We start from the raw sequence: 23,213 nt of genomic DNA on the forward strand, positions 1-23,213 counted from the left end.
CGCGAATAAATTCCGTTAAACCCGCTCGATGGCAAAGATGTCCGTGGAAATCTGTCGCGCCTCCACGGCGGGGAGCTCCGGCCGCACGCCGCGAAACCGAGCGATCCGCCGGTTGACTTCGGCGACGGAGATGCCCGGAAATTTATGCGCAGTATACTCCCGACTGCTTTTGTTGCCGCGGATGCGGCTGCGGACCGCACGAAGTGCATTGCGCCGGTAAAGCTTGATCATGCCTTTCCAGCGGGAGCCTTCCGACGGACGGCTCTCCTGCAAAAGGCTGCGGTGATCGTCCAGACTGTCCAGGATGCGCTCGCAGCTGAGCGAGCCCTCGAGAGAGGCGATATGATGGGCCAGGAGAATTCTCTGCTCCGCTTCGAGCCTGCCCGCACCCGGCTTGCCTTTGACCACCTGGCACACCCGCTCGATGAGGTCGTCTGGATCCGCGCAGCAGATGCTCACCTCGTTGGGCAGCGCGGCCTCGCCCGAGAGGCTGTCCATGGGGCGGAAGGCGAAGGCGGGCGTATCCAGGACTGCGGCTTCGACGCCGCTGGTGCACCCGCTATGGACAAGCGCGGTCGCCGCGGCGAGCCAAGGGGCGATCGGCCCTTCATGGACGACGATGATATTCTCATGCCCTTCCGCCAACGCCTTCCATACGCCGGCATCCTCGGAGGGATGCGGGCGGATGATCAGGGCTTTCGGAGCGATGGCCTGACCGAGCCGCGGCAATAGACGCTTGAACGCTTCGAACAACGCGCGTTTGTGGTCGAGCAACGTGCTGCGGAAGGACGTCGCCTCCTCCTCGTCGGCCCCTTCGGCAAAGCGCATTCGCACGTGATCGGGAATGTAATGATTGACCAGCGAGAAATTGCTGCTGAACAGCACGAACTCACCGAAACGCTCCCGAAGCTCGGCGACATCCTCGTTGAAGTACCCCCTGACCTCCGGCCGCAGAAGGTCCATTCTCGGATTACCGACATTGAGGATCGGCGTCGCGCGGTAGCCGCTGAATTTTCGCCACACCGCGGCATTGCTTTCGCCCCAGGCATAGAGCAGTCGGCAGCGGTTGAAGGTAACCTCGTCCAGCATCATCAGGAGGGCGTCGTCATCGACCCGGATCAAGGCTTCTTCGTCGAGCGCGACCACGACATGACCGAGGGATTCGAGCAGCGCCATGATGGCTTTGTTGCCGGTCCGGATGCCTTTCGACAGATAGATCGACGTCGGCAGACGCCCGAGAGAGGCATGGATCTTTGTGCGGCCGCCGATAATGGGCTTTAAACCACGCTGTACCGCCAGCATCGACAGGAGAAGCTTGCCGTCGAACTCCCGGTTCAAGGTTTCGACGGGAAGCAGCAGATTACTCGGCAGCGCGCGAGACATTTTCGATGAAGATCCGAGGCATGCGAAGGCTATGCGCCTCAAAATTGATGCTCTGAGCGCGGACCTCCTACCACTCCTGGAAGGTAAAGGCAAACTGCACAGCCTGGTTGCAGGCTTCGGTGGCCGGCAACTCTTTCCTACATTAGGCCTCTATTCCGCCGCAAAGCTGTACTGGAACGGAAGTTCGGTTCAGTTTAGGGATGGAAGCGAATCGGTCCCAACAGACTACGATCCCAGTGTTCAGTGTCATTTGTATAACGACCATCCGAGATGGTCAGGGGTATCTCGATGACGGTTGCCGACGACACAGCCATGGTCAGGGCGCAATACGCCTGCTTCATAGGGGCGACACCTGTCCTTCTTTGGAATCTCCCCCCGGCTGAGCGAACCCGCCGACTGCTCGCGCGTTTCGCGATCCAGGTCATCGAAAACGCTCCCCAGGGCCCTGGCCCGGTAATGCTCATCCGGGCGGAGGCCGTACTCGACGATATCGTCATCGATGCCTTGGCTGACCGTCCCGGAACCCTCTTGGTCATGGATGACGGCCGGCCCGTGGCGTGTTGCTGTACACCGGATCAGATCGCCCAGGCAAAAGCGCTGCTTGGCGACCGAGGCGCTTGGCAGAATTCTGGAAGTTTTCGGGCGCTGACAGCTCCGCAATTGGCGGGATCGCATAATAAATTTCTCCGCAAGCGGCAGGATGCCTTCGCCGAGCTGGTGACGCCCGCGGCGGCCCCGGTCATTGAACGCAAGCTGTTCGATGCGTCCTACAAGGGCGTGACCGACGCCGTGACCAAATATCTTTGGCCGAGCATCGCCTTCCGTCTCGTGAAATTCTGTGCGTGGGCAGGCATCTCGCCGAACCAGGTCACCTTCGTCAGCCTGCTGGCTTCCATAGCGACCCTGCTCCTCTTCTATCAGGGCTCCTTTCTCTCCGGTCTCGCCTGCGCCTGGCTGATGGCGCTGTTGGATACAGTCGATGGCAAGCTCGCTCGCGTCACCGCGACCTCAAGCAAGTGGGGCAATATTTTCGACCACGGCATCGACCTGATTGCACCGCCGTTGTGGTGGGTGGCGTGGTGGTACGGACTCCAAGATTATTCTCTCGGAGCGCACGACCTCGTTCTGGTCGCTGTCGTGTTCGGCCATATCGCGGGCAAGCTCGTGGAAAAGACCTTCATTTCCAGTTTCGGTCTGAAGATCCATGTATGGCGGGAGCTGGATTCCAATTTTCGCCTGATCACGGCGCGGCGTAATCCCAACGTGGTCATTCTCACCGTAGTGACGCTGCTGGCGAATCCGTCCACAGCCTACATGACGATGATGGTGTGGATCTATTTCTGCCTGTTCTTCCATCTCTATCGTCTGGGATATGCATATTACCTCCGCTCCCAGGGGATCTCGATCCAGAGCTGGCTCGAAGATATCGAGCTGACGGATCCGGACCTGGGTTATCAATCCGGCAAGGCGGCATGAAAAAGGCCGGTTCGAAACCGGCCTTTTCCGTCAGTGAGTTATGAGTTACTTGCCGGCCGCCTGCTGACCGTAGACGTAGCTGTCATAGGTGTATTCGGCGACCCTGAACCACTCATAGGCCTGCGAGCGGAAGGTTTTCCAGGGCTCGTAGATGGCCTTCCAGGCCTCGTTGCTCGCGGTGAGCTCGTCATAGAGCTTGAAGGCCTGGGTATAGGAGGCATCGAGGACATCGCGGGGCAGGGGCCGCAACTGAACTCCTTTGCCCACCAGACTGCGGATCGCCTGCATGTTCTTGACGTCGTAGAGCGCCAGCATGTTGATGTTGACCGCCTTGGCAGCCGTGTCGAGCGCGGCCTTATAGGCCGGCGGAAGCGCCTCGAACTTTTCCTTGTTGAACATGAAGTGGACGGTCGGTCCACCCTCCCAGAAGGCCGGATAATAGTAGAACTTGGCCACCTGGTAGAAACCGAGCTTCTCGTCGTCATAGGGCCCGACCCACTCCGTGGCATCGATCGTGCCGCGCTCGAGAGCAGGATAGATGTCGCCGCCCGCAAGTTGCTGTGGAACGACACCCAGTGGCTGCAGCACGCGTCCTGCAATGCCGGCAATGCGCATCTTCAGGCCGTTGAGATCTGCGAGGCTGTTGACCTCGCGGCGAAACCAGCCACCCATCTGGGTGCCCGTATTGCCGCCCGGCATGCCGACGACGTTGTATTTGCTCAGAAATGTGTTCACGAGCTCATTGCCACCGCCGTGGTAGAGCCATGCATTCTGCTGGCGCGCATTGAGCCCGAAGGGAATCGAGGAGGGGATCGCGAAGGTCGGATCCTTGCCTACATAGTAATAGCAGACCGTATGGGCCGCCTCGACGGTGTTGTTCTGGACCGCATCCAGGGCCTGAAGGCCGGGAACCAGCTCGCCTGCAGGAAAGACGTCGATGGTGAACTTGCCGTCGGTCATGGCCGAGACGGCTTCGGAGAGGACCTTGGCGCCGCCGAAGATGGTGTCCAGTGTGTTCGGAAAGCTCGAGGTCAGGCGCCATTTGACGACCGGGGCGTCCTGGGCAATCGCCGGTGCAGCCAGTGGTATGGCGGCAGCAGCCGCAGCGCCGGTGACCAGTCCGGCGTTTTTGATGAGCGTACGACGATCCATGAAACGGTATCCTCCCAAAAGGGCTTTTTGTCTCCCCGGACGGCCGGCGAGCGTGCCCGCATTAAAAACGCAAGGGTCGGCCAAACACAAGCGCCAGCAACGCCGGAGCTCTGCAACCAAAGTCTATGCCTGTGCCGAAAACCCGGGACCCGGGATCGGACTCAACGGCTGAAGATCGTGCTGAACGCCGTGTCGGCCGCCTCGATCAGGCGAGAGAACGCGAAAGCATCCTCGCCACTCCCGAGGATGAAGCAAACTGCTCCGACTGCGAGCGACCCGAAAAGGATGATGTCGCGTGCTCGTTTGCTCATGATGATCCGTCATAAAGAAGAAGTTGCCCCCATCTGGCTGCAAGCTTCTTACCGAAAGATGAACGAAGGTCCCGATCAGGATCATGCGGGCATCCCAAGGCACAAAAAAGGCGCGTCTCGAAAGACGCGCCCTGTGAGCCTGAAGGCCCCTTTCGAGTGAAAGGAAACCTACCCGGCGTTCGTCTCCAGCTCCTCGGCATCGTCGCGAGCTTCCGTCTTTGCGGTCGACTCGCCCGTCGCCGCGGAGGGGCTCCGCCTGCGGCGCGTGGCGGGCTTCGCCGCGACAACCGCTTCACCTTCGGTATCGGTGGCAACGTCCACCGGCGCCGCGGCCGCCTTCTTGGCCCGGGGAGCCCGCTTGGGCTTGGCCGGCACGTCGGCGGCTTCAGAAGACACGGGCGCCGCACTGGCCTCCCTCGTCTCTTTGACCTCCATGCTGGGCGCCGCCTGGGGAATGTTGTCCGCCGGCAACAGGGAAATCTGCTCTACGACTTCTGACGGTGCCGCCTCGGCGGGCTGTGATCGGGCCTGATTGAAATCTCGCTGGCCACCCTCGCGCGGCTCACGGCGAGGCCGGTCGCGATTGTCCCGGCGCGGCTCGAATTCACGGCGCGGCTCACGCTGCTCGCCATCCCGCCTCGGCTCGCGAGCATCGCGCGGTTCGAACTCCCGGCGCGGCTCACGGACCTCACGCGGCTCCCGGACTTCACGGGGTTCGCGCACTTCCCGAGGCTGACGGTTGTCGGGACGATCGGCGCCGCGATTGTCGCGCCACTCCCCCCGGGGCTCGCGATCGGGCCGGTTCTCTCTCCATTCCGGGCGCGGGCTGCTGCGGTCGCCACGCGGGGCATCGCGATTGTCGCGTTGACCGTCGCCACGCGGGGCATCGCGATTGTCGCGTTGACCATCGCCACGCGTCTCGCGCCACTCGGACCGCTGCTCGCGGGGCTGTTGGCGCTCTTCCTGCCGATACTCGCCGCCGCGCTGTCCAAACTGGGTGTCGCTGCGATCGTTGAAGTCGTCGCCGTCACCTTCGTCGTCATCCTCGGCCCCAGCGCGTCCAAGCTCTGGATTCTGCTGCAGCAGATAGGCCTGGGTCGCTGAAACGATGCGGAGGTAATGCTCGGCGTGCTGAAAATAGTTTTCGGCCTGGACGATGTCGCCGGAGGATTGTGCGTCACGACCAAGGGTCAAATATTTTTCAGCAACATGGGATGCGGTGCCGCGCACCCGCACGTCGGGCCCGTTCGACTCGAACACCCGCGTAGACGGATTGGGCTGTCTGCGTCCTCTGTTACGCGAACGCTTATTGTTATTGTTATTGTTGTTGTTGTGCTGGCCTTGTCTCATTGGCGTGAACACTCTTTGCTTAAGTTCATAATGGGCAATACGTCAAACTCCACCCTCCGGAGGAGCGATCGGCAGATCACGCCTCGGAATTCGTGTGAACCGGGCTGGAGTGGGTCCTTCTCGTGCGCGATCAATCTCAAGCGACACAGAGCGTCCGGACACTAGCCGCAGTCAAAGAAGCGGCGGCAGTTTTCTCAGCTCGTATTTATTTGCCTTGGCTCGATACCCCAGCCCATGTGCCCTGAGCGCGGAGCGCACATGCGCCCTGACCTGCTGAAGCTCGTCCCCACAGATCGAAAACACGCGACATCAAGAGATCTTTGCCAAGTCGCTATGCCGGAATTTCGTGAGACGCCATCAGCGTCGCTCTGGCTCTCAGGCCTCAAATGTCGTTCGGGGGCTTCTCTCGGTCGCCCTCAACTGTTGAAACGTTAGCGGTTAGCCGGTTGCTTTCCAACCCCTTTTTTAGCCGCACCTCAACTCGTTCAAGCGAGTTGCATGCTTACCACACGCACCAGACCGGCCAGATCCCGGGCCTGCGGAGCAACTTCAGGATGTGCTGAAAATCCGCACAATCCGCAAAGCTCCGAAACGGCATCTGCCTGCCCATCGCCTGTTTCCAGCAACACCCACCCCCCGGGGTTCAGGAGATCTCTGGCTGAGGGGACGAGATGCCGATAGGCGTCCAGGCCATCGAGGCCACCGTCAAGAGCCAACAAGGGATCATGGCACCGGACCTCGGGGCTCAACGTCGCGATGTCGTTGGTCGGTATATAGGGTGGATTGGAGAGGATTACATCCATGCGACACGACAAGGTGTCCATCCAGTTGCACTGCACCAGGGACAGCCGCTCGCCCACCCCAAGCCTTTCCGCATTGGCGCGCGCCATCATCAGCGCGTCGAACTCCAGGTCCGTGGCGACGCCGGAGGCATGCGGCAGTTCAGCGAGCAGAGTGATGATGATGGCTCCGCTCCCCGTGCCCACATCGAGAAGGCGCAAGGATTTGTCCCGCCAGCCCATGACATCGACGATCGCAAGGCATTGGTCGATCAGCGTCTCGGTATCGGGCCGGGGATCCAACGTGGCCGCCGAAAGGGCGAACTTCCGTCCGTAAAATTCCCGAGCGCCGAGAATTCTTGAAACGGGCTCACCCGCCAGCCGCCGGTCGATCAGCCCCTCGAGTCGCTCGATGTCTTCCTGAGAAACGATGCGATCAGGATCGGCAATGAAGGCTTCGTGCGAGACGCCGGTTGCCGCGAGGAGCAGGAGCCGGGCATCGAGGTCGGGCGTCCCATTGGCGCTCGCACGAAGCCGATCCCGACTTCGACGCAACAAATGTCCGAGCGATATGTCGCAGTCGACCCTATGCGCCATCACCTTCGGCCTCTGCCAGAAGCCCGGCCTGATGCTCGGTCACCAGCGCCTGGATGAGCTCACCCAGCGCGTCGCCGCGGATCACCTGATCGAGCTTGTAGAGGGTCAGATTGATGCGATGGTCGGTCACCCTTCCCTGCGGAAAATTATAGGTGCGGATGCGCTCGGACCGATCGCCGGAGCCGACTTGCCCGCGACGGGCCGCCGAGCGCGCCGAATCAAGCCGTTCGCGCTCAAGATCATACAAACGCGCCCGCAGGACCTTCAGCGCCTTCGCCTTGTTTTTGTGCTGGGATTTCTCATCCTGCTGCGTGACGACGACGCCGGTCGGCAGATGGGTGATGCGCACGGCGCTGTCCGTCGTGTTGACGGACTGGCCACCGGGCCCGCTCGAGCGATAGACATCGATGCGCAGATCCTTTTCATCGATGGCGATGTCGACCTCTTCGGCTTCGGGAAGCACGGCCACCGTCGCGGCGGACGTATGAATGCGCCCCTGGTTCTCCGTCTCCGGGACGCGCTGCACCCGATGCACACCGGACTCGAATTTGAGGTCGGCAAACACGCCGCGGCCGGCGATCGTGGCGATGACTTCCTTATAGCCGCCCATTTCCGCCTCGCTCGCCGTCAGGACCTCCACGGTCCAGCCCTTTAGCGAGGCATAGCGCTGATACATGCGGAAGAGATCGCCGGCGAACAAAGCAGCCTCGTCACCACCGGTCCCGGCCCGAACTTCGAGGATGACGTTCCGCTCGTCCGCCGCATCCTTCGGGATCAGCAGCAGCTTGACCGAGCGTTCGAGGGCCTCCAGCCGCTGGGCGAGTTCCGCCCGCTCCTCCTCCGCCATCGACTTGAGCTCCCGGTCGGTGTCGGGAGCCTCGATCAGCTTGGCGAGCTCGTCATTCTCGGTCATGGCACGCCGCAGGGCCTCTGCAGCCTGGGCGACAGGCTCGAGTTCCGCATATTCTTTGGACAGCTTGACGAACTGGCTTGCCTCGGGGCCGCCAGACAGCTCCGCCTCGATGGTCCGGAACCGGTCGAGCATCCGGTCGAGCTTGTCGCTTTTCAACATGAGTTAAAAACCATAAGGGACCGCTGACGGGTCACCGCCAACGATCCTCAGCTTTTTCGTTCGCTGCGTTCTAAAGCAAAACGCGCTGCCGGGTCAGCTTTTCTTGTTCAGGGCAGCGAGATCCAGTGAGCGACCCACGAGGATCTCGCCCGGAGCGCCGAGAGTGCCGCTCTCTTTGCCGTCCACGATATAGGTCAGGGCACCGCCGTCGCGAGCGATGACGACCAGATCATTTCGGTTGGGCACCCGGTAGGCGTCGCCCACCATCATCGTCTTCGTCAGCACCACATTGCCCTGACGATCCTCGATGCGCACCCAGACCGGCGCATTGGCTTTCAGAACCAAGCGGGAATTGTCGTTCTCCGTTCCGAAGACACGGCTCTGCTGGTCTTTGCTGGCGGAAGGCTTCGACACCGGCTCGGTCGCTACGGTCCCCGAAACATTCTGCTGGATGAATTCTGTCAGCCCGCCGAGCTCATCATCCCCCGCGGGTGTGCCCCCGGCCGGAGCGGCATCCTGAGACGTGAGATTGTCAGCCGCCGGCTCCATTTGAGGAGCTGTCTCGGTGGCCGCCGTATCGTCGGCACCGCTATTCACGCTCGCCGTAGTGATAGGGTCGCCGACCTCGACAGGAGTGCCATCCGCCCGCACGACGGGCAGGGACCCGGAGGAGCCGCCTGTCAGTCCCGGAATAATGATCCACGCCGCACCGCCGAAGATGCCTGTCGCCACGAAAACGGCCAAGAGCACGCCCATCGTACTGGATCGAAGTGTGCCGATCCCTGGAAAGGCCACCACTTTGCCGGTGCTGCGCAAAGCACGCTCGGCCGGGCTGTGGATCCGGATGCGATCCAGCACCGTGACGTAATGCTGTGCCAAGGGTGCGGGTTCGAAGCCCAGGAATGACGCATAAGTCGTCAGATACCGCAGGGCATCGTCGGGATCTGGAAACGCAATGAGGTCACCGTCCTCGATTGCAGCAAGATAGCGGCGATTGATCCGCGTCGCGAGAGCTGCATCTTCAAGCGAGCAGTTGAAACGCTCGCGTTCGCGGCGCAGGAACCAACCGACTTCGGCAGCCGGATTGCTCTTGTCGGGTCGACGTGCCGGCGAAGTTTTCCGTTCGGTCGTCGGGTGGGATTGATTGATCGAGTCCATGGATCCCGGTCTCGCCTGTACTGCCAGCGGATAGTCAGGCGGCAAATCCGGGGTCACCCCGTCATCACGCCCAACTCATGCGTGAAAGATGACCGAGAAAGGTAAGCAATTGATAAACAGCGTTAACCGTAACCCCTAAAATACCACCTTAAACGGGAATTTCATTGTCCCGGGCGAATTTCATCATATAGGGCCGCAGGCTGTGCTCGGGCAGTTCCAGCAAGGGGATCAGGTATTCGGCCAGTTTGTCGGCCCTCAGCTTGAGGATCATCTCCTTGACCGGACCCACGGCAGCAGGCGCCATCGAAATGGACCGCAAGCCCAGTCCGATCAGCGTCATCGCCTCGATCGGCCGCCCCGCCATTTCGCCGCAGAGATTGACCGGCACCCCATAAGTGATCCCCGCACGGACGATATCGCGAATGATCGAGAGGGGTGCAGGGCTCAGCGGATCGTAACGACCGGCCAGCCGGGGATGGCCACGGTCGCTCGCAAACAGAAACTGCACCAGATCGTTCGATCCGATCGAGACGAAATCCACCAGCTCCATCAAACGGTCGAGTTGCCAGACCAGGGCAGGGACTTCGATCATGGTCCCGGCGCGAACCACTTTCGGCAGCTCGTATCCTTTGCCGGCGAGATAATCATATTGCTCGTCGAGAAGCTCCCGCGCGCGGCGGAACTCGTCGACCTCGGCCACCATGGGAAACATCACGGCCAATTCCCGGCCGCCGGCGGCCTTCAGCAGCGCACGCAGCTGCAGCTTCATCAACGCCGGGCGGTCGAGAGCCATGCGGATGGCGCGCCACCCCAATGCCGGGTTTTCCTCTTTGGCCTGACGGAGATACGGAAGGACCTTGTCGGCGCCGATGTCGAGTGAGCGGAAAACGACCGGCTTGCCGCTGGCGGCATCGAGAACGCCTCGATAATGCGCCACCTGCTCGTCCATGCGCGGAAACGAGGAGGAGATCATGAACTGCAGCTCGGTGCGGAACAGCCCGATGCCGTCGGCTCCCGACTCGACCAGATGCGGAAGGTCGACCAGCAGCCCCGCATTGATGGACATCGTGATGCGGACGCCGTCCGCCGTGACCGGAGCGATATCCCGCGATGCGGCATATTGTTCCTGGCGCTTCGCATAGAAGCGCACTTTTTCGGCATAGGCCTGCTCGATGTCGCCGGAAGGCCTGACATGCACTTCGCCGCCGCCGCCGTCGACGATGATGGCATCGCCGGTGTCGACGACATCGATGACGCCCGCAGCTTGGCCGACCAAAGGAATTCCAAGGGCGCGCGCGACAATCGCCACATGGCTGGTCAGACCGCCCTCCTCCAGGACGACGCCGCGCAGTTTTAGCCGGTCGTAATCGAGAAGCTCAGCGGGTCCCATCGTCCGCGCCACCAGGATTGCGTCCTTCGGCAGATCACCGGAGGCAGCAGTGCGCGATTGTCCCGTCAGAACCCGGAGCAGCCGGTTGGCCAGATCGTCGAAATCATGCAGCCGATCCCGGAGATAGGGATCCTTCTGCCGCAGCATCCGGGCGCGGTTGTCGCTATGGACGCGCTCGACGGCGGCTTCCGCCGTAAGCCCCGTACGCACCGCCTCCTGCATCCGGTTGAGCCAGCCGCGATCATGGGCGAACATCCGATAGGTTTCGAGCACATCGCGGTGATCGCCTCGCGGAGCCTCGAGGCCCTGAACCATCGCATCGATCGAATGCTGCAGTTCGGCGATCGAGGTATTGAGGCGAAGCATCTCAGCCGGGATGTCTTCGGCGATGAGATTGGTGACGATGACGCGGGGTTCATGCAGGACCGCGTGGCCCAGTGCGATGCCGTCCGCCAGGGCCTCTCCCTTGATGTGATGGGACCTCACATGCGCGACGTCGACCTCGACATCGGCTGCGATATTCTCCAGCTCGCCCGAAGCAATCACTTCGGCCAATACCATCGCCGTGATCTGCAAGGCCTCCTCCTCATCCTCGCTATAGAGGCGAGAGGTGCGATTCTGGACGACGAGGACGCCCAAAGTGAGGCCGGCGCGAAGCAGGGGAACGCCAAGGAAGGATTTGTAGATTTCTTCGCCGGTTTCCGGGAGATATTTGAACGCGGGGTGAGTGTGGGCGTCTTGCAGGTTGAGTGACTCAGCCTGGGCGGCGATGGTGCCGACGAGGCCTTCGCCGATCCGCAGTTTGCTCTGGTGAACGGCAGTCGGGTTCAATCCCTCGGTCGCATAGAGTTCAAGGACTCCGCCCGGCCGCATGACATAGATCGAGCAGACCTCCGCGACCATGTTGGAGGCAATCAGAGCGGCAATCTTGTCGAGCCGCTTCTGCGCAGCTTCCGGCTCCGCCATAACCTCGCGCAGCCGCCTGAGCAGAATACGCGGGCCAGCTGCGGATACTGGCATCAGGGTGCATCCCCTCCGCTGATGTCTGCGGCCGGTTTAATGGGCGTCGTCCATCGTTCGATCCGGGCTCTCATGCCAGCCACAGTCACTCCCCGTCCAGGTCGTAAGTCGTATGCAGCGTGCGTACGGCCAGCTCAGTATAGGCCGCATCGATCAAAACGCTGACCTTGATCTCAGAGGTCGTAATGGCCTGAATGTTGATGCTCTTTTCAGCCAACGCCTTGAACATGTCGGCGGCGACTCCCGCATGGCTCCGCATGCCGACGCCGATGACCGAGATCTTCGCCACGTCCTGGGACGAGCGGATCCTCTCATAGCCGATCATGTCCTTGGATTCGTCGATCGCCTTCAGGGCGCGGTCGAGATCCTTCTGGGGCACGGTGAAGGTCACGTCCGTCAGCCCGTCTTCGGACACATTCTGAACGATCATGTCGACGCTGATGCCCCGATCCGCCAGGGGACCGAAAATGGCAGCGGAGACGCCAGGCCGGTCGGGGACCCGCACCACGGTCACTTTGCCCTCATCCCGGGAATAGGCGATGCCGGTGACGACTTGCTGTTCCACTATGTCTTCCTCATCGCAAACGAGGGTGCCTGGCCCGCCGCCATCGCTGGTGTTCTGGTTCGGCGAGTCCGGCGCCTCGAAGCTTGATCGCACTTGCAGGGGCACGCGATAGACCATCGCCAATTCGACGGATCGCGTCTGTAGGACCTTCGCCCCGAGCGAAGCCATTTCGAGCATCTCTTCGTAAGAGATCCTAGCGATCTTCTGCGCCTTGGCAACGATCCGAGGATCCGTCGTGTAGACGCCGTCGACATCCGTATAGATATCGCATCGCGCATTCAATGCAGCCGCCAGAGCGACCGCACTCGTGTCGGAGCCGCCGCGTCCCAGTGTCGTGATCCGCCCATCGGTGCTGATCCCCTGGAAGCCGGCCATGACGGCAACCTGGCCTTGGGCAAAGCGCTCGATGATGCCCACGGGGTTGATCCGCATGATCCTGGCGGCGCCGTGCATTCCATCGGTTTCGAGCGGGACCTGCCAACCCTGCCACGATCGGGCGGGAATGCCCATCTCCTGCAGGACGATGGCGGTGAGGCCCGCGGTCACTTGCTCACCCGATGCAACGACGGCATCATATTCGCGCGCATCGTGGAGGGCGGCGGCCTCGCGTGTCCAGCCCACCAGCCGGTCCGTCGTGCCGGCCATGGCGGAAACGACGACGGCGACTTCGTGACCGGCATTGACCTCTCGGGCCACATGGCGCGCGACATTGCGGATGCGGGCGATATCCGCAACCGACGTCCCGCCGAACTTCATGACCAGACGGCCCATGACCCGCCTTTGACGCGGCGCAAAGAGCCGCGACCCTTAGATGAATTGTGACCCGACATATGAGAGAATCTGACCCCAGCCGGCGGCCGTAGTCATACTCATCGCCCCTCGGATATGCAATTAGTACGTGGCGATAAAAAGCGAGAAGGATCCATGGCAACGCCCCGCTCCGTAAAACGAACGACGATCGACGACGGTGAGGTCGCAAAATTCTCGGCCCTGGCGGCGCAATGGTGGGACCCCAAGGGCAAGTTTGCGGTCTTGCACAAGTTCAATCCTGTGCGCCTGGGCTACATCAAATCCCAGCTCTGCGCCCAGTTTGACCGAGACGACCTCTCCCTCAAGCCTTTCGCGGGACTGCGCATCCTGGACATAGGGTGCGGCGGCGGCCTGCTCTGCGAACCCATGGCACGGTTGGGAGCGACTGTTGTGGGCGTCGATCCCGCAGAAAAGAATATTCGCACCGCCCAGGTGCACGCGGAAGATCAGGGCCTCGCCATCGATTATCGCGTCGCCACGGCCGAAGCATTGGCGGATGCGGGCGAGCGCTTCGACGTGATCCTCAACATGGAGGTCATTGAACATGTGGCGAACCCTGAGCACTTTGTCGCCCGCTGCGCCGAAATGCTGGTTCCGGGGAGTCTGATGTTCATCGCGACCATCAATCGGAGCCTCAGGTCCTTTGCCTTGGCCATTGTCGGCGCCGAGTATGTGCTGGGCTGGCTCCCGCGCGGCACCCATCAATGGGAGAAGTTCATAACGCCCGCAGAGCTCGAAGCCATGACGGTCGCAGCAGGGCTGGCGACCCGGGATGTGACGGGGGTCATTTACAACCCGCTGGCCTCGAGCTGGAAACGCTCCGAGGATAGCTCCGTCAACTACATGATGCTGGCGGAACGCATCTAATTGCCGTCTTCGGGCAGTCTCGGCAGAGCTTGGATCTGGATTCCCTCTTCGACCAGCGCATGGGCATCCTCCGCAGTGGCCTCGCCATAGATGCTGCGCTGTTCGGCCTCGTCGTAATGCATCTTGCGGGCTTCTTCGGCGAAACGGGGGCCGACATTCTCCGAATTCGCCTCGATATGCTTCTTGATGCTGCGCAGCGCCTCGATCATGGCGGCCAACCGTGGATCCGGCGCCGGGGCGGCGACGAAGCTCGCGGCCTCCACCGGACTTTGAGCCTGGCCCCCGACGCTGGGAGACATGATCGCTTTCTTGACGTCCGCCGTCCCGCAATGAGGGCAGGTGACGAGGGAGGCGTCCAGCTGCCGGTCGAAGCCGGCAATGCTCCCGAACCACCCGTCGAATTCGTGGCCCTCGCTGCAGATCAGGTCATAACGGATCATGAGGCGACCTTGAGCTTCCCTCGGCTGTCTTCGGCCACGGAAAACCGCCGGCCATGGGTGAGGGACGGCACACGCCCACGCGCCTGACGCACCGCCGCCATGTCGACCTCCGCCAGGATCACTCCAGGTTCGGTCCCGGCTTCCGCGAGCACGTCTCCCCATGGCGACACGATCAGGCTGTGACCATAGGTTTCACGACCGCTGTCATGGGTCCCGCCCTGGGCAGGGGCGATCACGAAGGCGCCATTCTCGATGGCCCGAGCCCGCAACAAGATGTGCCAGTGGGCTTCTCCCGTCTGCCGCGTGAAGGCGGCCGGGACCGTCAGCACCGAGGCACCCTGCTCCGCAAGGCTGCGGTAAAGGTGGGGGAAGCGCAGATCATAGCAGACGGTCATCCCCAGGGTGGCCCATGGCAGATCCGTCACCACGGCCCTGTCTCCTGGTTCGAAGCTGTTCGACTCGCGATAGCTCTCCCCATTGGCCAGATCCACATCGAACATGTGGATCTTGTCGTACCAGGCTGCGACCTCGCCCTGCGGGTTGATGAGAAAGGAGCGATTCGCCGCCTTGGCGCCGACTTTGACCGGCAGGGAGCCGATGAGCAGCCAGATGGAGAGTTCACGCGCCCGCGCCGACAGTCTGGCAAGCGCGATGTCTTCCTCGGGAGCGGTAAGGCTCGCAAGCAGCTTCTGCTTGTCCTGTTCGATGATCGACGTCATCTCCGGCGTTCCGATGAATTCGGCGCCAGAGCGGGCGGCTTCGGTGATCAAGGCCTCGGCGGCCTCGATGTTGAGCAACACGTCGCGGCCGGAGCACATCTGCACGCAGGCGACGGTGAATGTGCTGGCCGTTTGATCGGTCACCATGGCCTCAAGACGCTTGCAGCAAGGGGTCGAGCTTGCCCGCACGGTCCATGGCGTTCATGTCGTCAAATCCGCCCACATGTGTCTCACCGATGAAGATCTGGGGCACGGTTCGCTGTCCATTGGCGCGCTGGGTCATCGACTGCCGCAATTCGGGCTGACCGGAGACGTCGATCTCCTCGAATGGCACGCCCTTTCTGCCGAGGAGATCCTTGGCAGCATGGCAGTACGGGCAAAAGCTCGTCGTATAGATCGTCACTTTAGGCATGGATCACTCGGCAGCACGGGGACCATGTGACGCAAATGCGCCTTCCGATCGTCATATATGGATGCGGGCGGGGTCGAACACAAGCGCGAAGACGAGCACGTCAACGGCTCTGGCCCCCGCTTTCATGCATGTTTCCGCACAGGCTTCGGTGGTGGCCCCGGTCGTCAGGACGTCGTCCACCAACACGATGCGGCGACCCTCGATCCGCGCGCGGCCCTTCTCCGAAATGGCAAAGGCTCGCTTCACGTTCTTGCGCCGCGCATGGTCGTTGAGGGACGTCTGCGACTGCGTCGCTTTCACCCGCCTCAACGAAAACAGGTCGACCGGGCGCCCGCTCAGCTTTGCAAGCCGCTGAGCGAGCACGGCCGACTGATTGTAACGCCGCGTCCAAAGTCGTCCCCGGTGGAGGGGCACCGGCATGATGAGGTCGCATTCTCTCAAGAGCTGAGCACCGGATCGCGCCATCATCCGGCTCATCAGCTCGAACACTTCATGCCGGTCCCCGTATTTGGCGGCATGAATGAGCGTCCGGGAGACGTCGTCGAAGATCACGGCCCCGCGGGCTCGATTGAACTTCGGGGGCCGTGCCAGCGCCAGGGCACTCACCGCGCCCTCGCCCGGATCATAGGCGAACGGCACTCCAAGGCGATTGCAGAGCGGTGCGTCGATGACCGTCAGTTTCTGCCAGCACGATGCACACAGAGCGCGCGGCGTCGCGATCTCCTCTTTGCAGGAGAGGCACTGTGGCGGCAGCACGAGATCCACGACGAGACGGCCCATGCTGCCGGCGATGTTGAAAAGAGAGTCCATCCCCGACCTCCTCGCCAATCACGCCGGAGCCCGGTGATCGAAAGCAAGGTCCCCGAAAGCTATCCACATTTCCTCCAAAGGAAATCCACAGCTCTTCCACAAGCGCTCTGGCGGTTTGGGCCGTCAGGGCCATATTGAGTTCTATGAAGCCGACGCCCGATTCCGGTAACGCCTTTCCGATCGTCTTTGACCGGCGCCTCGTACGTGCCAGGAGGTCACGGGCGCTCCGGCAGTTGAAGGATGTGGATTTCCTCACGGACGCGGTGATTCCGGAATTGGCCGACAGGCTGGCCTTGATCAACCGCACATTCGAGATGGGCATGGTCATGGGGGCCGGTGCCGCTCACATCGCGCGGGGCCTGGCGTCAGCGGGACGGATCGAACGCATGATCGTCGCCGATGTCGCGGCAGCCAACGATGCCGACCTCGTCTGCGATGATGAAGTTCTGCCCTTGGCGCCGGAAAGCCTCGACTGTCTCGTCAGTGGTCTGGCCTTCCACTGGATCAACGACCTTCCCGGAAGTCTCGTTCAGATGCGGCGGGCATTGAAAGCGGATGGTCTGCTTCTCGCAGCTCTCTTTGGCGGCGAAACTCTGTTCGAGCTGCGGACATCCTTGCTGATGGCCGAGGCCGACAGTCCGTTCGGTGCCGCCCCGCGGGTCTCGCCCTTCCTTGATGTCCGCGATGCGGGAGCACTGCTGCAGCGCGCAGGCTTCGCTCTGCCGGTGGTGGACTCCGATCGCCTGACCGTCCGCTATCCCGACCCGCTCGCCTTGATGCGCGAATTGCGGCTGTTGGGCGCGACCAACGCGATGGTGGACCGGAGCCGCCGGCCCCTGACGCGCAGCGTCCTCATGAAGGCCTGCGAGCATTACGCCGCCCACTTCTCCGACCCCGATGGAAAGGTGAGGGCGACCTTCCAGGTCTTGTACCTCACGGGCTGGGCTCCCCACGAGAGCCAGCAGAAGCCGCTGCGCCCAGGGAGCGCCACGGCTCGGCTCGCCGATGCCTTGCAGACCGTCGAGAAGAACTTTCCCGCGCGCTAGCTGAAGGCCTCAGAGAGCGTCCCGCAGATGCGGGATGAGCGGCAGATCGGCGGGGGGCATGGGATAGTCCCGCATCCGCTGCGGCTTGACCCAGGCCAGCTCTTGAGCCTCTTGAGCGGCAACAGTGCCCGACCAGCGGCGGCAGATATAAAGCGGCATCAACAGATGGAAGTGCTCATAGGCATGACTGGCGAACGTCAAGGGCGCCAGACAGGCGGCGGAGACCTCGATCCCGAGCTCTTCCCGCAGCTCTCGGATCAGGGCGATCTCCGGCGTCTCGTCCGGCTCCACCTTTCCGCCGGGAAATTCCCAGAGACCAGCCAAGGCCTTGCCTTCCGGGCGCTTCGCAAGCAGCACCCGGCCATCGGCGTCCACGAGAGCGCAAGCTGCCACCAGGACCATCTTCATCGGCCAGGCACCCCGGCGGCTTCGACTGTCGGTCTCAGCTGCGATAATCCGCATTGATGTCGATATAGCCGTGGGTCAGGTCGCAGGACCAGACCGTGGCACGCCCGTCGCCGACGCCGACATCGACGTCGATCGTGATGTCGCGACCCTTCATATGCGGCACGACATCCGGCTCGTGATAGTCGGGATCGCGCATGCCGGCGACGGCGACCTGGATCCCGCCGATGGCGATGCGGAGCTTGTCGCGCGATGCCGCCTCCCCCGACTTGCCCACTGCCATGACGATCCTTCCCCAATTCGCATCGGCCCCGGCGATTGCCGTTTTGACCAGCGGCGAATTGCCGATCGTCAGCCCGATCCGTCGAGCCGCGAGGTCGCTCTCGGCTCCCGTGACCGTGATCGTCATCAGCTTCTGTGCGCCCTCGCCATCGCGAACGACGAGCAGGGCCAGTTCCCGGGTGACCGTGTCCAAGGCCTGGCGGAAATCATCCAGTTCCGGATCCGTCTCGGAGACGTCGGCCGCATTGCCGGCTTGTCCGGTGGCGAAGATCAGCACCGTGTCGCTGGTCGACGTGTCCCCGTCCACCGTGGTGCAGTTGAAGCTCTTGTCGACGCTCGCCGTGAGCAGAGCCTGCAGGATCGGCTGAGGCAGGGCTGCATCGGTAAAGAGGAAGGCCAGCATGGTCGCCATGTCCGGGGCGATCATGCCGGAGCCCTTGGCGATGCCGTTGATGGTCACGGACTTGCCCCCGAGCCGGGCCGTGGCCGTGGCGCTCTTGGGGAACGTGTCGGTGGTCATGATCGCCCGGGCGGCCTCGGCCCATTTCGTCTCGTCGACCGCAGCGGCAAGACTGTCGAGGGCCGCGAGAATGGGCGCCGTGGGCAGGGGCTCGCCGATGACCCCGGTCGAGGCGAGATAGACTTCCTCACGCCGGCATCCTACGGCCCGCGCGACGGCGTCGGCCGAGATCGCGACGGCCTCGTCGCCGATCCGGCCGGTGAAGGCATTTGCATTGCCGGAGTTGACCAGCAGGGCGCGGGCGCCGCCATGGCCAAGCTGTTGGCGGCACCAATCGACGGGTGCGGATGCGGTCTTGGAGCGGGTGAGGCTCCCTGCGGCCACGGTGCCCGGGGGCAGCACCGCCAGCATCAAATCGGTCCGTCCCTTGTAGCGTATCCCGGCCTCGACGGCCGCAAGGCGGACGCCGGCGATGGGGTTCAGCGAAGGATTTGAGTCGGGGGCAAGAGGAGATACGGGCAGCTTGGTCGCCATGAGCATGTCCACAAATGAACGCGGCATGCCCGGTTGGCATGCCGCTGGTTTTTCATATCATAGCGCTGCGGAGAGTGTCGTCTATTGCGCCGGTTTCGCCTGCGCCGGTGGTTGTCCCGGTTGCGTGGGTTGCTGGCCCTTCTGCATCTCTTCCATCTGGGTCTTGAGACGCTTCAGATCGGGATCCACGAGCTCCACGTCCGAAGCCTTGCGGAGCTCGGCCACCTTCTCCTGGACCTTTTGCCGGAGGACGATGAGCGTCAGACCGTTCTTGACCTTCTCATAGGGTTCCGCGCCTCCCTGCTTGCGCTCGACGACCTTGATGATATGCCAGCCATACTGGGTCTTCACGGGATCCGAAATCTCACCCGGCTTAAGCGCGAAGGCGACCTGGGAAAATTCCGGAACCATCTCGTCAGCGCTGAAGAAATCGAGGTCGCCTCCATATTGGGCGGACCCGTCCTTGCTGATCTGCTTGGCAAGGTCTTCGAAATTCGCGCCCGCTTTGATTTTGGTGAGCGCGTCCTGTGCCTGCTCTTCGGTGTCGACGAGGATGTGCTTGGCATGAACGCGCTCGGAGGCGTTCACTTTGGCCGCTTGCTCGTCATAGATCTTGCGGACTTCCTCTTCCTTCACTGTCGGCTGGATCTTCGCCTGGAAGAAGGCGTCGCGAAGCGCCTTGGCCTGATAGAAAGCGAGCCGGCGCTTGTACTCGTTCGTATCGGCGATCGATTCCTTGACGCCCTCCTGAGCCATCAGGTGACGTTCGATGAGGTATTCGACCACGAAGGCATAGCGCAGCTGCGGGGGCACTTCCGAGAGCTGCGGGAGATCGTCGGCAGCCAGCTTCACCTCGGAGGCATGGATCTCGTATCCGTTGACCTTGGCGACGACGGGATCCTCGGGGGGAACCTGCTGCGCCATCGCCATCGGCGATAGGGTCAAAGCGATTGCGACTGCTGCGACGGAGCACAGTCCCTTCTTCAACGTCATGGTTTCTCCCAATCCTCTGCCGGCCGCACTTGTCTGCGCGCCATGCTGGAGCCCTCTTGAACCCAGATTTCGGCGACAATGTGCCAGGGATCTCGCGTCCAACTGGCCCAACCTCCATGTCGCATGCCCGAACAATGGCGATAAAGGTCCCGGCATGCAAGCATGGAAACCTGTCCCCGATGCAGCGTCGAGACGCCTCACGAGCTGCTTCGTCAATTGAAAGTGAACGTCTCCCGTTCTATGTGATGTGCCATATCGTTACCCTTTGCCGCATTTGCTTCACTCCTGGTCTGAGGCCTGAGCGCCTTGCAATGTCGACGGGTCGCGACGAGATCGCAAATTGCACGGATTGCGCCGCTCCAGTAGAACACGGCGGAAAACGTGCGGGATGCATTGCAGCCGACATCAGCGGCCACAAGGACTCTGCCTATGGTTTCCTTCTCAGCGCTTGCCTCGAAGATCTTTGGAACCTCCAACGAGAAGCGGCTAAAGCGCTATTACGACACAGTCGCCTCCATCAACGCGATGGAACCGGAGATCGCGCGCCTCACGGACGAGGAGCTTCGGGGGCAGACAGTGAAATTTCGCGAGCAGCTCGCGGCCGGAAAGAACCTCAATGACCTGCTCGTGCCGGCATTCGCCACGATTCGCGAAGCCGCCAAGCGGGTCTTGGGGCAGCGGCATTTCGACGTCCAGCTCATCGGCGGCATGGTCCAGCATGAGGGCAAGATCTCGGAGATGCGCACCGGCGAGGGCAAGACGCTGGTGTCGACCGCCCCCGGCTATCTCAACGCCCTGACAGGCCAGGGCGTGCATGTCGTGACGGTGAACGACTACCTGGCCAGCCGCGACGCGGAATGGATGGGGCGCGTCTATAAATTCCTTGGGCTGACGGTGGGATGCATCATTCACGGCCTCGACGACCAGCAGCGGCGCGAGGCCTACCACTGCGACATCACCTACGGCACGAACAACGAGTTCGGCTTCGACTATCTTCGCGACAACATGAAGTTCCATCTCGAGGACATGGTCCAGCGCGGACATGTCTTCGCGATCGTCGATGAGGTCGATTCGATCCTGATCGATGAGGCGCGGACGCCTCTGATCATCTCCGGTCCCCTGGAAGATCGCTCCGAGCTGTACCTCAAAGTCGATGATTTCATTCCCCTGCTTCTGCCGGAGCATTATGAGGTCGACGAGAAGCAGAAGACGGTCTCGCTGACGGAAGACGGCAACCAGCTCTTGGAAAGCCAGCTGCAGGAAGCCGGCATGCTGGAGGGCGATTCGCTCTATGACGTCGAGAATGTCTCCGTCGTCCACCACATCAATCAGGCCCTGAGGGCCCATAAGCTCTTCCAGAAGGACCGGGACTATATCGTTAAGGATGCCCAGGTCATCATCATCGACGAGTTTACGGGCCGCATGATGCCCGGTCGCCGCTATTCCGAGGGTCTTCATCAGGCGCTCGAGGCCAAGGAGCGGGTGCAGATTCAGCCCGAAAACCAGACCCTCGCCTCGATCACCTTCCAGAACTACTTCCGCCTCTACAAGAAGCTCGCCGGAATGACCGGCACGGCCGCGACGGAGGCCAACGAGTTTGACGACATCTACAAGCTGCAGGTCTTGGAGATACCGACCAACCTGCCCGTCAAGCGGATCGATGACGATGATGAAGTCTACCGGACGGCCCGCGAGAAATATCTGTCGATCATCGAGCTGGTGAAGCAGTGCCGCGAACGCGGCCAGCCCCTGCTGGTCGGCACCGCCTCGATCGAGAAGTCCGAAGTCCTGTCTGCCATGCTCAAGGAGCAGAAGGTCGTTCACAGCGTTCTGAATGCCCGCTACCACGAGCAGGAAGCCCAGATCATCGCTCAGGCCGGCGTCCCGGGCGCCGTGACGATCGCCACGAACATGGCCGGTCGCGGCACCGACATCCAGCTTGGTGGCAATGCGGACATGCGGATTGCAGCCGAGCTTTCCGACGTGACGGATGAAGCGGAATTCGCTCGCCGCGCTCAGGCGATACGGGAGGAAGTGGCCAGGCACAAGGAGACGGTGCTCGCCGCGGGAGGCCTCTATGTCGTGGGCACGGAGCGGCATGAGAGTCGCCGCATCGACAATCAGCTGCGGGGCCGTTCGGGACGCCAGGGCGATCCGGGACATTCGCGTTTCTTCCTGTCCCTTGAAGACGACCTCATGCGGATCTTTGGCTCCGAGCGCATGGACACCATGCTGCAGCGGCTCGGCATCCAGGAAGGTGAGGCGATCATCCATCCCTGGATCAACAAGGCTCTTGAGAAGGCGCAGCAGAAGGTCGAGGCACGCAACTTCGACATCCGCAAGAACGTCCTCAAATATGACGACGTCATGAACGACCAGCGCAAGGTGATCTTCGAGCAGCGTATCGAGATCATGCGTGGCCAGGAGATTTCGGACACCGTCGACGACATGCGCCACCAGGTCATCCATGATTTGGTGGCAGAGCACATTCCCGAGCGCGCCTATGCCGAGCAATGGGATGTGACTGGGCTGCATGAACGCGTCATCGAAGTGCTGGCCTATGATCTGCCGATCGAGGATTGGGCGAAGGAAGAAGGCATCGCGGACGAGGAAATCCGCGAGCGCATCGCGACCCATGTGAATGGCGGATACGAGGCCAAGCGGGAGCGCTACACACCGGACATCATGCAGCAGATCGAGAAGGCCGTTCTGCTCCAGACCTTGGACCATCTGTGGCGCGAGCACCTCGTGACCCTGGATCACCTGCGTCAAGCCGTCAGTCTGCGCGGATACGCTCAGCGCGATCCGCTGAACGAGTACAAGACCGAGGCCTTTACCCTCTTTGAATCCGTGCTTGCCAGACTACGCGAAGCGGTGACCGCCCAGCTGATGCGTGTCGAGCTCGCGCAGGACGTCCCTCCGGAATTCCTGGAGCATGATGAACTCCCGATGATGGAGGCCCATCATGCCAATCCGTTTACCGGCGAGGACGAGATGAACGAGCCCGCGCTCGCCTTTGCCGGCGGCGCACAATGGGGCGGCCCCTCGCGGATGGCGGCGGAACCGGTAGCCCTGAATCCGAATAATCCCGCGACATGGGGCAAAGTTCAGCGCAACGCGCCGTGCCCCTGCGGGTCAGGACGGAAATACAAGCATTGTCATGGAGCTCAGGCCTGAGCCGG

At 62.0% G+C, this 23,213-nt stretch carries 20 protein-coding genes; 4 read left to right on the top strand and 16 right to left on the bottom strand.

Annotation, left to right across the window (positions count from 1 at the left end; translation table 11 throughout):
• Positions 1-15: 15 nt before the first annotated feature.
• The gene (locus tag FKM97_RS03215; protein WP_143957668.1) at positions 16-1,383 is read right to left on the bottom strand and encodes a surface carbohydrate biosynthesis protein; all 1,368 of its coding nucleotides are present in this window, start codon (positions 1,381-1,383) and stop codon (positions 16-18) included.
• Between the two features lie 288 nt (positions 1,384-1,671).
• On the opposite strand from FKM97_RS03215, the gene FKM97_RS03220 reads away from it, so the two are divergent.
• Positions 1,672-2,859: a CDP-alcohol phosphatidyltransferase family protein gene (locus FKM97_RS03220; protein ID WP_170240715.1), complete on the top strand. Its 1,188-nt coding sequence runs from the start codon at positions 1,672-1,674 to the stop codon at positions 2,857-2,859.
• Between the two features lie 45 nt (positions 2,860-2,904).
• Here FKM97_RS03220 and FKM97_RS03225 read toward each other — a convergent pair whose 3' ends face one another.
• The 8 genes from FKM97_RS03225 to FKM97_RS03255 all read right to left on the bottom strand — a co-directional run bounded on the left by FKM97_RS03225 (position 2,905) and on the right by FKM97_RS03255 (position 13,024).
• Complete coding sequence (locus FKM97_RS03225; protein ID WP_143957670.1) at positions 2,905-4,011, bottom strand: TRAP transporter substrate-binding protein; 1,107 nt, start codon at positions 4,009-4,011, stop codon at positions 2,905-2,907.
• Positions 4,012-4,172: 161 nt separating this feature from the next.
• Positions 4,173-4,322, bottom strand: a complete 150-nt coding sequence (locus FKM97_RS26190) for a hypothetical protein (protein WP_170240716.1) — start codon at positions 4,320-4,322, stop codon at positions 4,173-4,175.
• 168 nt (positions 4,323-4,490) lie between these two features.
• The gene (locus tag FKM97_RS03230) at positions 4,491-5,672 is read right to left on the bottom strand and encodes a DUF4167 domain-containing protein (protein ID WP_143957671.1); all 1,182 of its coding nucleotides are present in this window, start codon (positions 5,670-5,672) and stop codon (positions 4,491-4,493) included.
• A gap of 485 nt (positions 5,673-6,157) precedes the next feature.
• Positions 6,158-7,048 carry a peptide chain release factor N(5)-glutamine methyltransferase gene (gene prmC, locus FKM97_RS03235; RefSeq protein ID WP_246104932.1) on the bottom strand — a complete coding sequence of 297 codons (891 nt, stop codon included), beginning with the start codon at positions 7,046-7,048 and terminating at the stop codon, positions 6,158-6,160.
• On the bottom strand, positions 7,038-8,120 hold the full coding sequence (gene prfA, locus FKM97_RS03240) for a peptide chain release factor 1 (protein WP_143957673.1): 1,083 nt from the start codon (positions 8,118-8,120) through the stop codon (positions 7,038-7,040). The genes prmC and prfA overlap by 11 nt, the downstream gene beginning before the upstream one ends.
• A gap of 93 nt (positions 8,121-8,213) precedes the next feature.
• Complete coding sequence (locus tag FKM97_RS03245) at positions 8,214-9,278, bottom strand: helix-turn-helix domain-containing protein (protein WP_143957674.1); 1,065 nt, start codon at positions 9,276-9,278, stop codon at positions 8,214-8,216.
• Between the two features lie 148 nt (positions 9,279-9,426).
• Positions 9,427-11,688, bottom strand: coding sequence for a phosphoenolpyruvate--protein phosphotransferase (gene ptsP, locus FKM97_RS03250; protein ID WP_143957675.1), 2,262 nt, complete (start codon positions 11,686-11,688; stop codon positions 9,427-9,429).
• Positions 11,689-11,773: 85 nt separating this feature from the next.
• The gene (locus FKM97_RS03255) at positions 11,774-13,024 is read right to left on the bottom strand and encodes an aspartate kinase (protein WP_143957676.1); all 1,251 of its coding nucleotides are present in this window, start codon (positions 13,022-13,024) and stop codon (positions 11,774-11,776) included.
• Between the two features lie 153 nt (positions 13,025-13,177).
• On the opposite strand from FKM97_RS03255, the gene ubiG reads away from it, so the two are divergent.
• A complete protein-coding gene (gene ubiG, locus FKM97_RS03260; protein ID WP_143957677.1) occupies positions 13,178-13,930 on the top strand; it encodes a bifunctional 2-polyprenyl-6-hydroxyphenol methylase/3-demethylubiquinol 3-O-methyltransferase UbiG in 753 nt (250 codons plus the stop codon).
• Here ubiG and FKM97_RS03265 read toward each other — a convergent pair.
• From FKM97_RS03265 to FKM97_RS03280, 4 genes are read right to left on the bottom strand one after another with little or no spacing between them, the layout of a single operon-like run.
• On the bottom strand, positions 13,927-14,370 hold the full coding sequence (locus FKM97_RS03265; RefSeq protein ID WP_143957678.1) for a DUF1178 family protein: 444 nt from the start codon (positions 14,368-14,370) through the stop codon (positions 13,927-13,929). The two genes, ubiG and FKM97_RS03265, sit on opposite strands and share 4 nt — an antisense overlap.
• Positions 14,367-15,236 (bottom strand): carbon-nitrogen hydrolase family protein, encoded by an 870-nt coding sequence (locus tag FKM97_RS03270; protein WP_143957679.1) that lies wholly within the window; start codon positions 15,234-15,236, stop codon positions 14,367-14,369. The genes FKM97_RS03265 and FKM97_RS03270 overlap by 4 nt, the downstream gene beginning before the upstream one ends.
• 4 nt (positions 15,237-15,240) lie before the next feature.
• Entirely contained in the window at positions 15,241-15,501 is a 261-nt protein-coding gene (gene grxC / locus FKM97_RS03275; RefSeq protein WP_143957680.1) for a glutaredoxin 3, read from the bottom strand.
• A gap of 51 nt (positions 15,502-15,552) precedes the next feature.
• Positions 15,553-16,311 (bottom strand): ComF family protein, encoded by a 759-nt coding sequence (locus tag FKM97_RS03280; protein WP_246104908.1) that lies wholly within the window; start codon positions 16,309-16,311, stop codon positions 15,553-15,555.
• A 143-nt stretch (positions 16,312-16,454) separates the two neighbouring features.
• Here FKM97_RS03280 and FKM97_RS03285 point away from each other — a divergent pair, with 143 nt between their 5' ends.
• Entirely contained in the window at positions 16,455-17,357 is a 903-nt protein-coding gene (locus tag FKM97_RS03285; protein ID WP_143957681.1) for a methyltransferase domain-containing protein, read from the top strand.
• Between the two features lie 9 nt (positions 17,358-17,366).
• Here the strand turns inward: FKM97_RS03285 and FKM97_RS03290 are convergent, their stop codons facing one another.
• The 3 genes from FKM97_RS03290 to FKM97_RS03300 form a co-directional block, all read right to left on the bottom strand.
• The gene (locus tag FKM97_RS03290; RefSeq protein ID WP_143957682.1) at positions 17,367-17,765 is read right to left on the bottom strand and encodes a (deoxy)nucleoside triphosphate pyrophosphohydrolase; all 399 of its coding nucleotides are present in this window, start codon (positions 17,763-17,765) and stop codon (positions 17,367-17,369) included.
• Between the two features lie 34 nt (positions 17,766-17,799).
• Positions 17,800-19,044, bottom strand: coding sequence for a bifunctional glutamate N-acetyltransferase/amino-acid acetyltransferase ArgJ (gene argJ, locus FKM97_RS03295; RefSeq protein WP_428977888.1), 1,245 nt, complete (start codon positions 19,042-19,044; stop codon positions 17,800-17,802).
• A gap of 75 nt (positions 19,045-19,119) precedes the next feature.
• Positions 19,120-20,031, bottom strand: coding sequence for a peptidylprolyl isomerase (locus FKM97_RS03300; RefSeq protein ID WP_170240717.1), 912 nt, complete (start codon positions 20,029-20,031; stop codon positions 19,120-19,122).
• Between the two features lie 429 nt (positions 20,032-20,460).
• On the opposite strand from FKM97_RS03300, the gene secA reads away from it, so the two are divergent.
• The gene (gene secA, locus FKM97_RS03305) at positions 20,461-23,208 is read left to right on the top strand and encodes a preprotein translocase subunit SecA (RefSeq protein WP_143957685.1); all 2,748 of its coding nucleotides are present in this window, start codon (positions 20,461-20,463) and stop codon (positions 23,206-23,208) included.
• Positions 23,209-23,213: the final 5 nt, after the last annotated feature.

The sequence above is a fragment of the Rhodoligotrophos appendicifer genome (assembly GCF_007474605.1).
GTDB classification, from domain to species: Bacteria; Pseudomonadota; Alphaproteobacteria; order Rhizobiales; family Im1; genus Rhodoligotrophos; species Rhodoligotrophos appendicifer.

What these genes read in the sequence shown, in the direction of transcription:
- FKM97_RS03215 (WP_143957668.1), bottom strand. Translation starts at nt 1,383, where the DNA reads ATGTCTCGCGCGCTGCCGAGTAATCTGCTGCTTCCCGTCGAAACCTTG.
- FKM97_RS03220 (WP_170240715.1), top strand. Translation starts at nt 1,672, where the DNA reads ATGACGGTTGCCGACGACACAGCCATGGTCAGGGCGCAATACGCCTGC.
- FKM97_RS03225 (WP_143957670.1), bottom strand. Translation starts at nt 4,011, where the DNA reads ATGGATCGTCGTACGCTCATCAAAAACGCCGGACTGGTCACCGGCGCT.
- FKM97_RS26190 (WP_170240716.1), bottom strand. Translation starts at nt 4,322, where the DNA reads ATGAGCAAACGAGCACGCGACATCATCCTTTTCGGGTCGCTCGCAGTC.
- FKM97_RS03230 (WP_143957671.1), bottom strand. Translation starts at nt 5,672, where the DNA reads ATGAGACAAGGCCAGCACAACAACAACAATAACAATAACAATAAGCGT.
- prmC (WP_246104932.1), bottom strand. Translation starts at nt 7,048, where the DNA reads ATGGCGCATAGGGTCGACTGCGACATATCGCTCGGACATTTGTTGCGT.
- prfA (WP_143957673.1), bottom strand. Translation starts at nt 8,120, where the DNA reads ATGTTGAAAAGCGACAAGCTCGACCGGATGCTCGACCGGTTCCGGACC.
- FKM97_RS03245 (WP_143957674.1), bottom strand. Translation starts at nt 9,278, where the DNA reads ATGGACTCGATCAATCAATCCCACCCGACGACCGAACGGAAAACTTCG.
- ptsP (WP_143957675.1), bottom strand. Translation starts at nt 11,688, where the DNA reads ATGCCAGTATCCGCAGCTGGCCCGCGTATTCTGCTCAGGCGGCTGCGC.
- FKM97_RS03255 (WP_143957676.1), bottom strand. Translation starts at nt 13,024, where the DNA reads ATGGGCCGTCTGGTCATGAAGTTCGGCGGGACGTCGGTTGCGGATATC.
- ubiG (WP_143957677.1), top strand. Translation starts at nt 13,178, where the DNA reads ATGGCAACGCCCCGCTCCGTAAAACGAACGACGATCGACGACGGTGAG.
- FKM97_RS03265 (WP_143957678.1), bottom strand. Translation starts at nt 14,370, where the DNA reads ATGATCCGTTATGACCTGATCTGCAGCGAGGGCCACGAATTCGACGGG.
- FKM97_RS03270 (WP_143957679.1), bottom strand. Translation starts at nt 15,236, where the DNA reads ATGGTGACCGATCAAACGGCCAGCACATTCACCGTCGCCTGCGTGCAG.
- grxC (WP_143957680.1), bottom strand. Translation starts at nt 15,501, where the DNA reads ATGCCTAAAGTGACGATCTATACGACGAGCTTTTGCCCGTACTGCCAT.
- FKM97_RS03280 (WP_246104908.1), bottom strand. Translation starts at nt 16,311, where the DNA reads ATGGACTCTCTTTTCAACATCGCCGGCAGCATGGGCCGTCTCGTCGTG.
- FKM97_RS03285 (WP_143957681.1), top strand. Translation starts at nt 16,455, where the DNA reads ATGAAGCCGACGCCCGATTCCGGTAACGCCTTTCCGATCGTCTTTGAC.
- FKM97_RS03290 (WP_143957682.1), bottom strand. Translation starts at nt 17,765, where the DNA reads ATGAAGATGGTCCTGGTGGCAGCTTGCGCTCTCGTGGACGCCGATGGC.
- argJ (WP_428977888.1), bottom strand. Translation starts at nt 19,044, where the DNA reads ATGCTCATGGCGACCAAGCTGCCCGTATCTCCTCTTGCCCCCGACTCA.
- FKM97_RS03300 (WP_170240717.1), bottom strand. Translation starts at nt 20,031, where the DNA reads ATGACGTTGAAGAAGGGACTGTGCTCCGTCGCAGCAGTCGCAATCGCT.
- secA (WP_143957685.1), top strand. Translation starts at nt 20,461, where the DNA reads ATGGTTTCCTTCTCAGCGCTTGCCTCGAAGATCTTTGGAACCTCCAAC.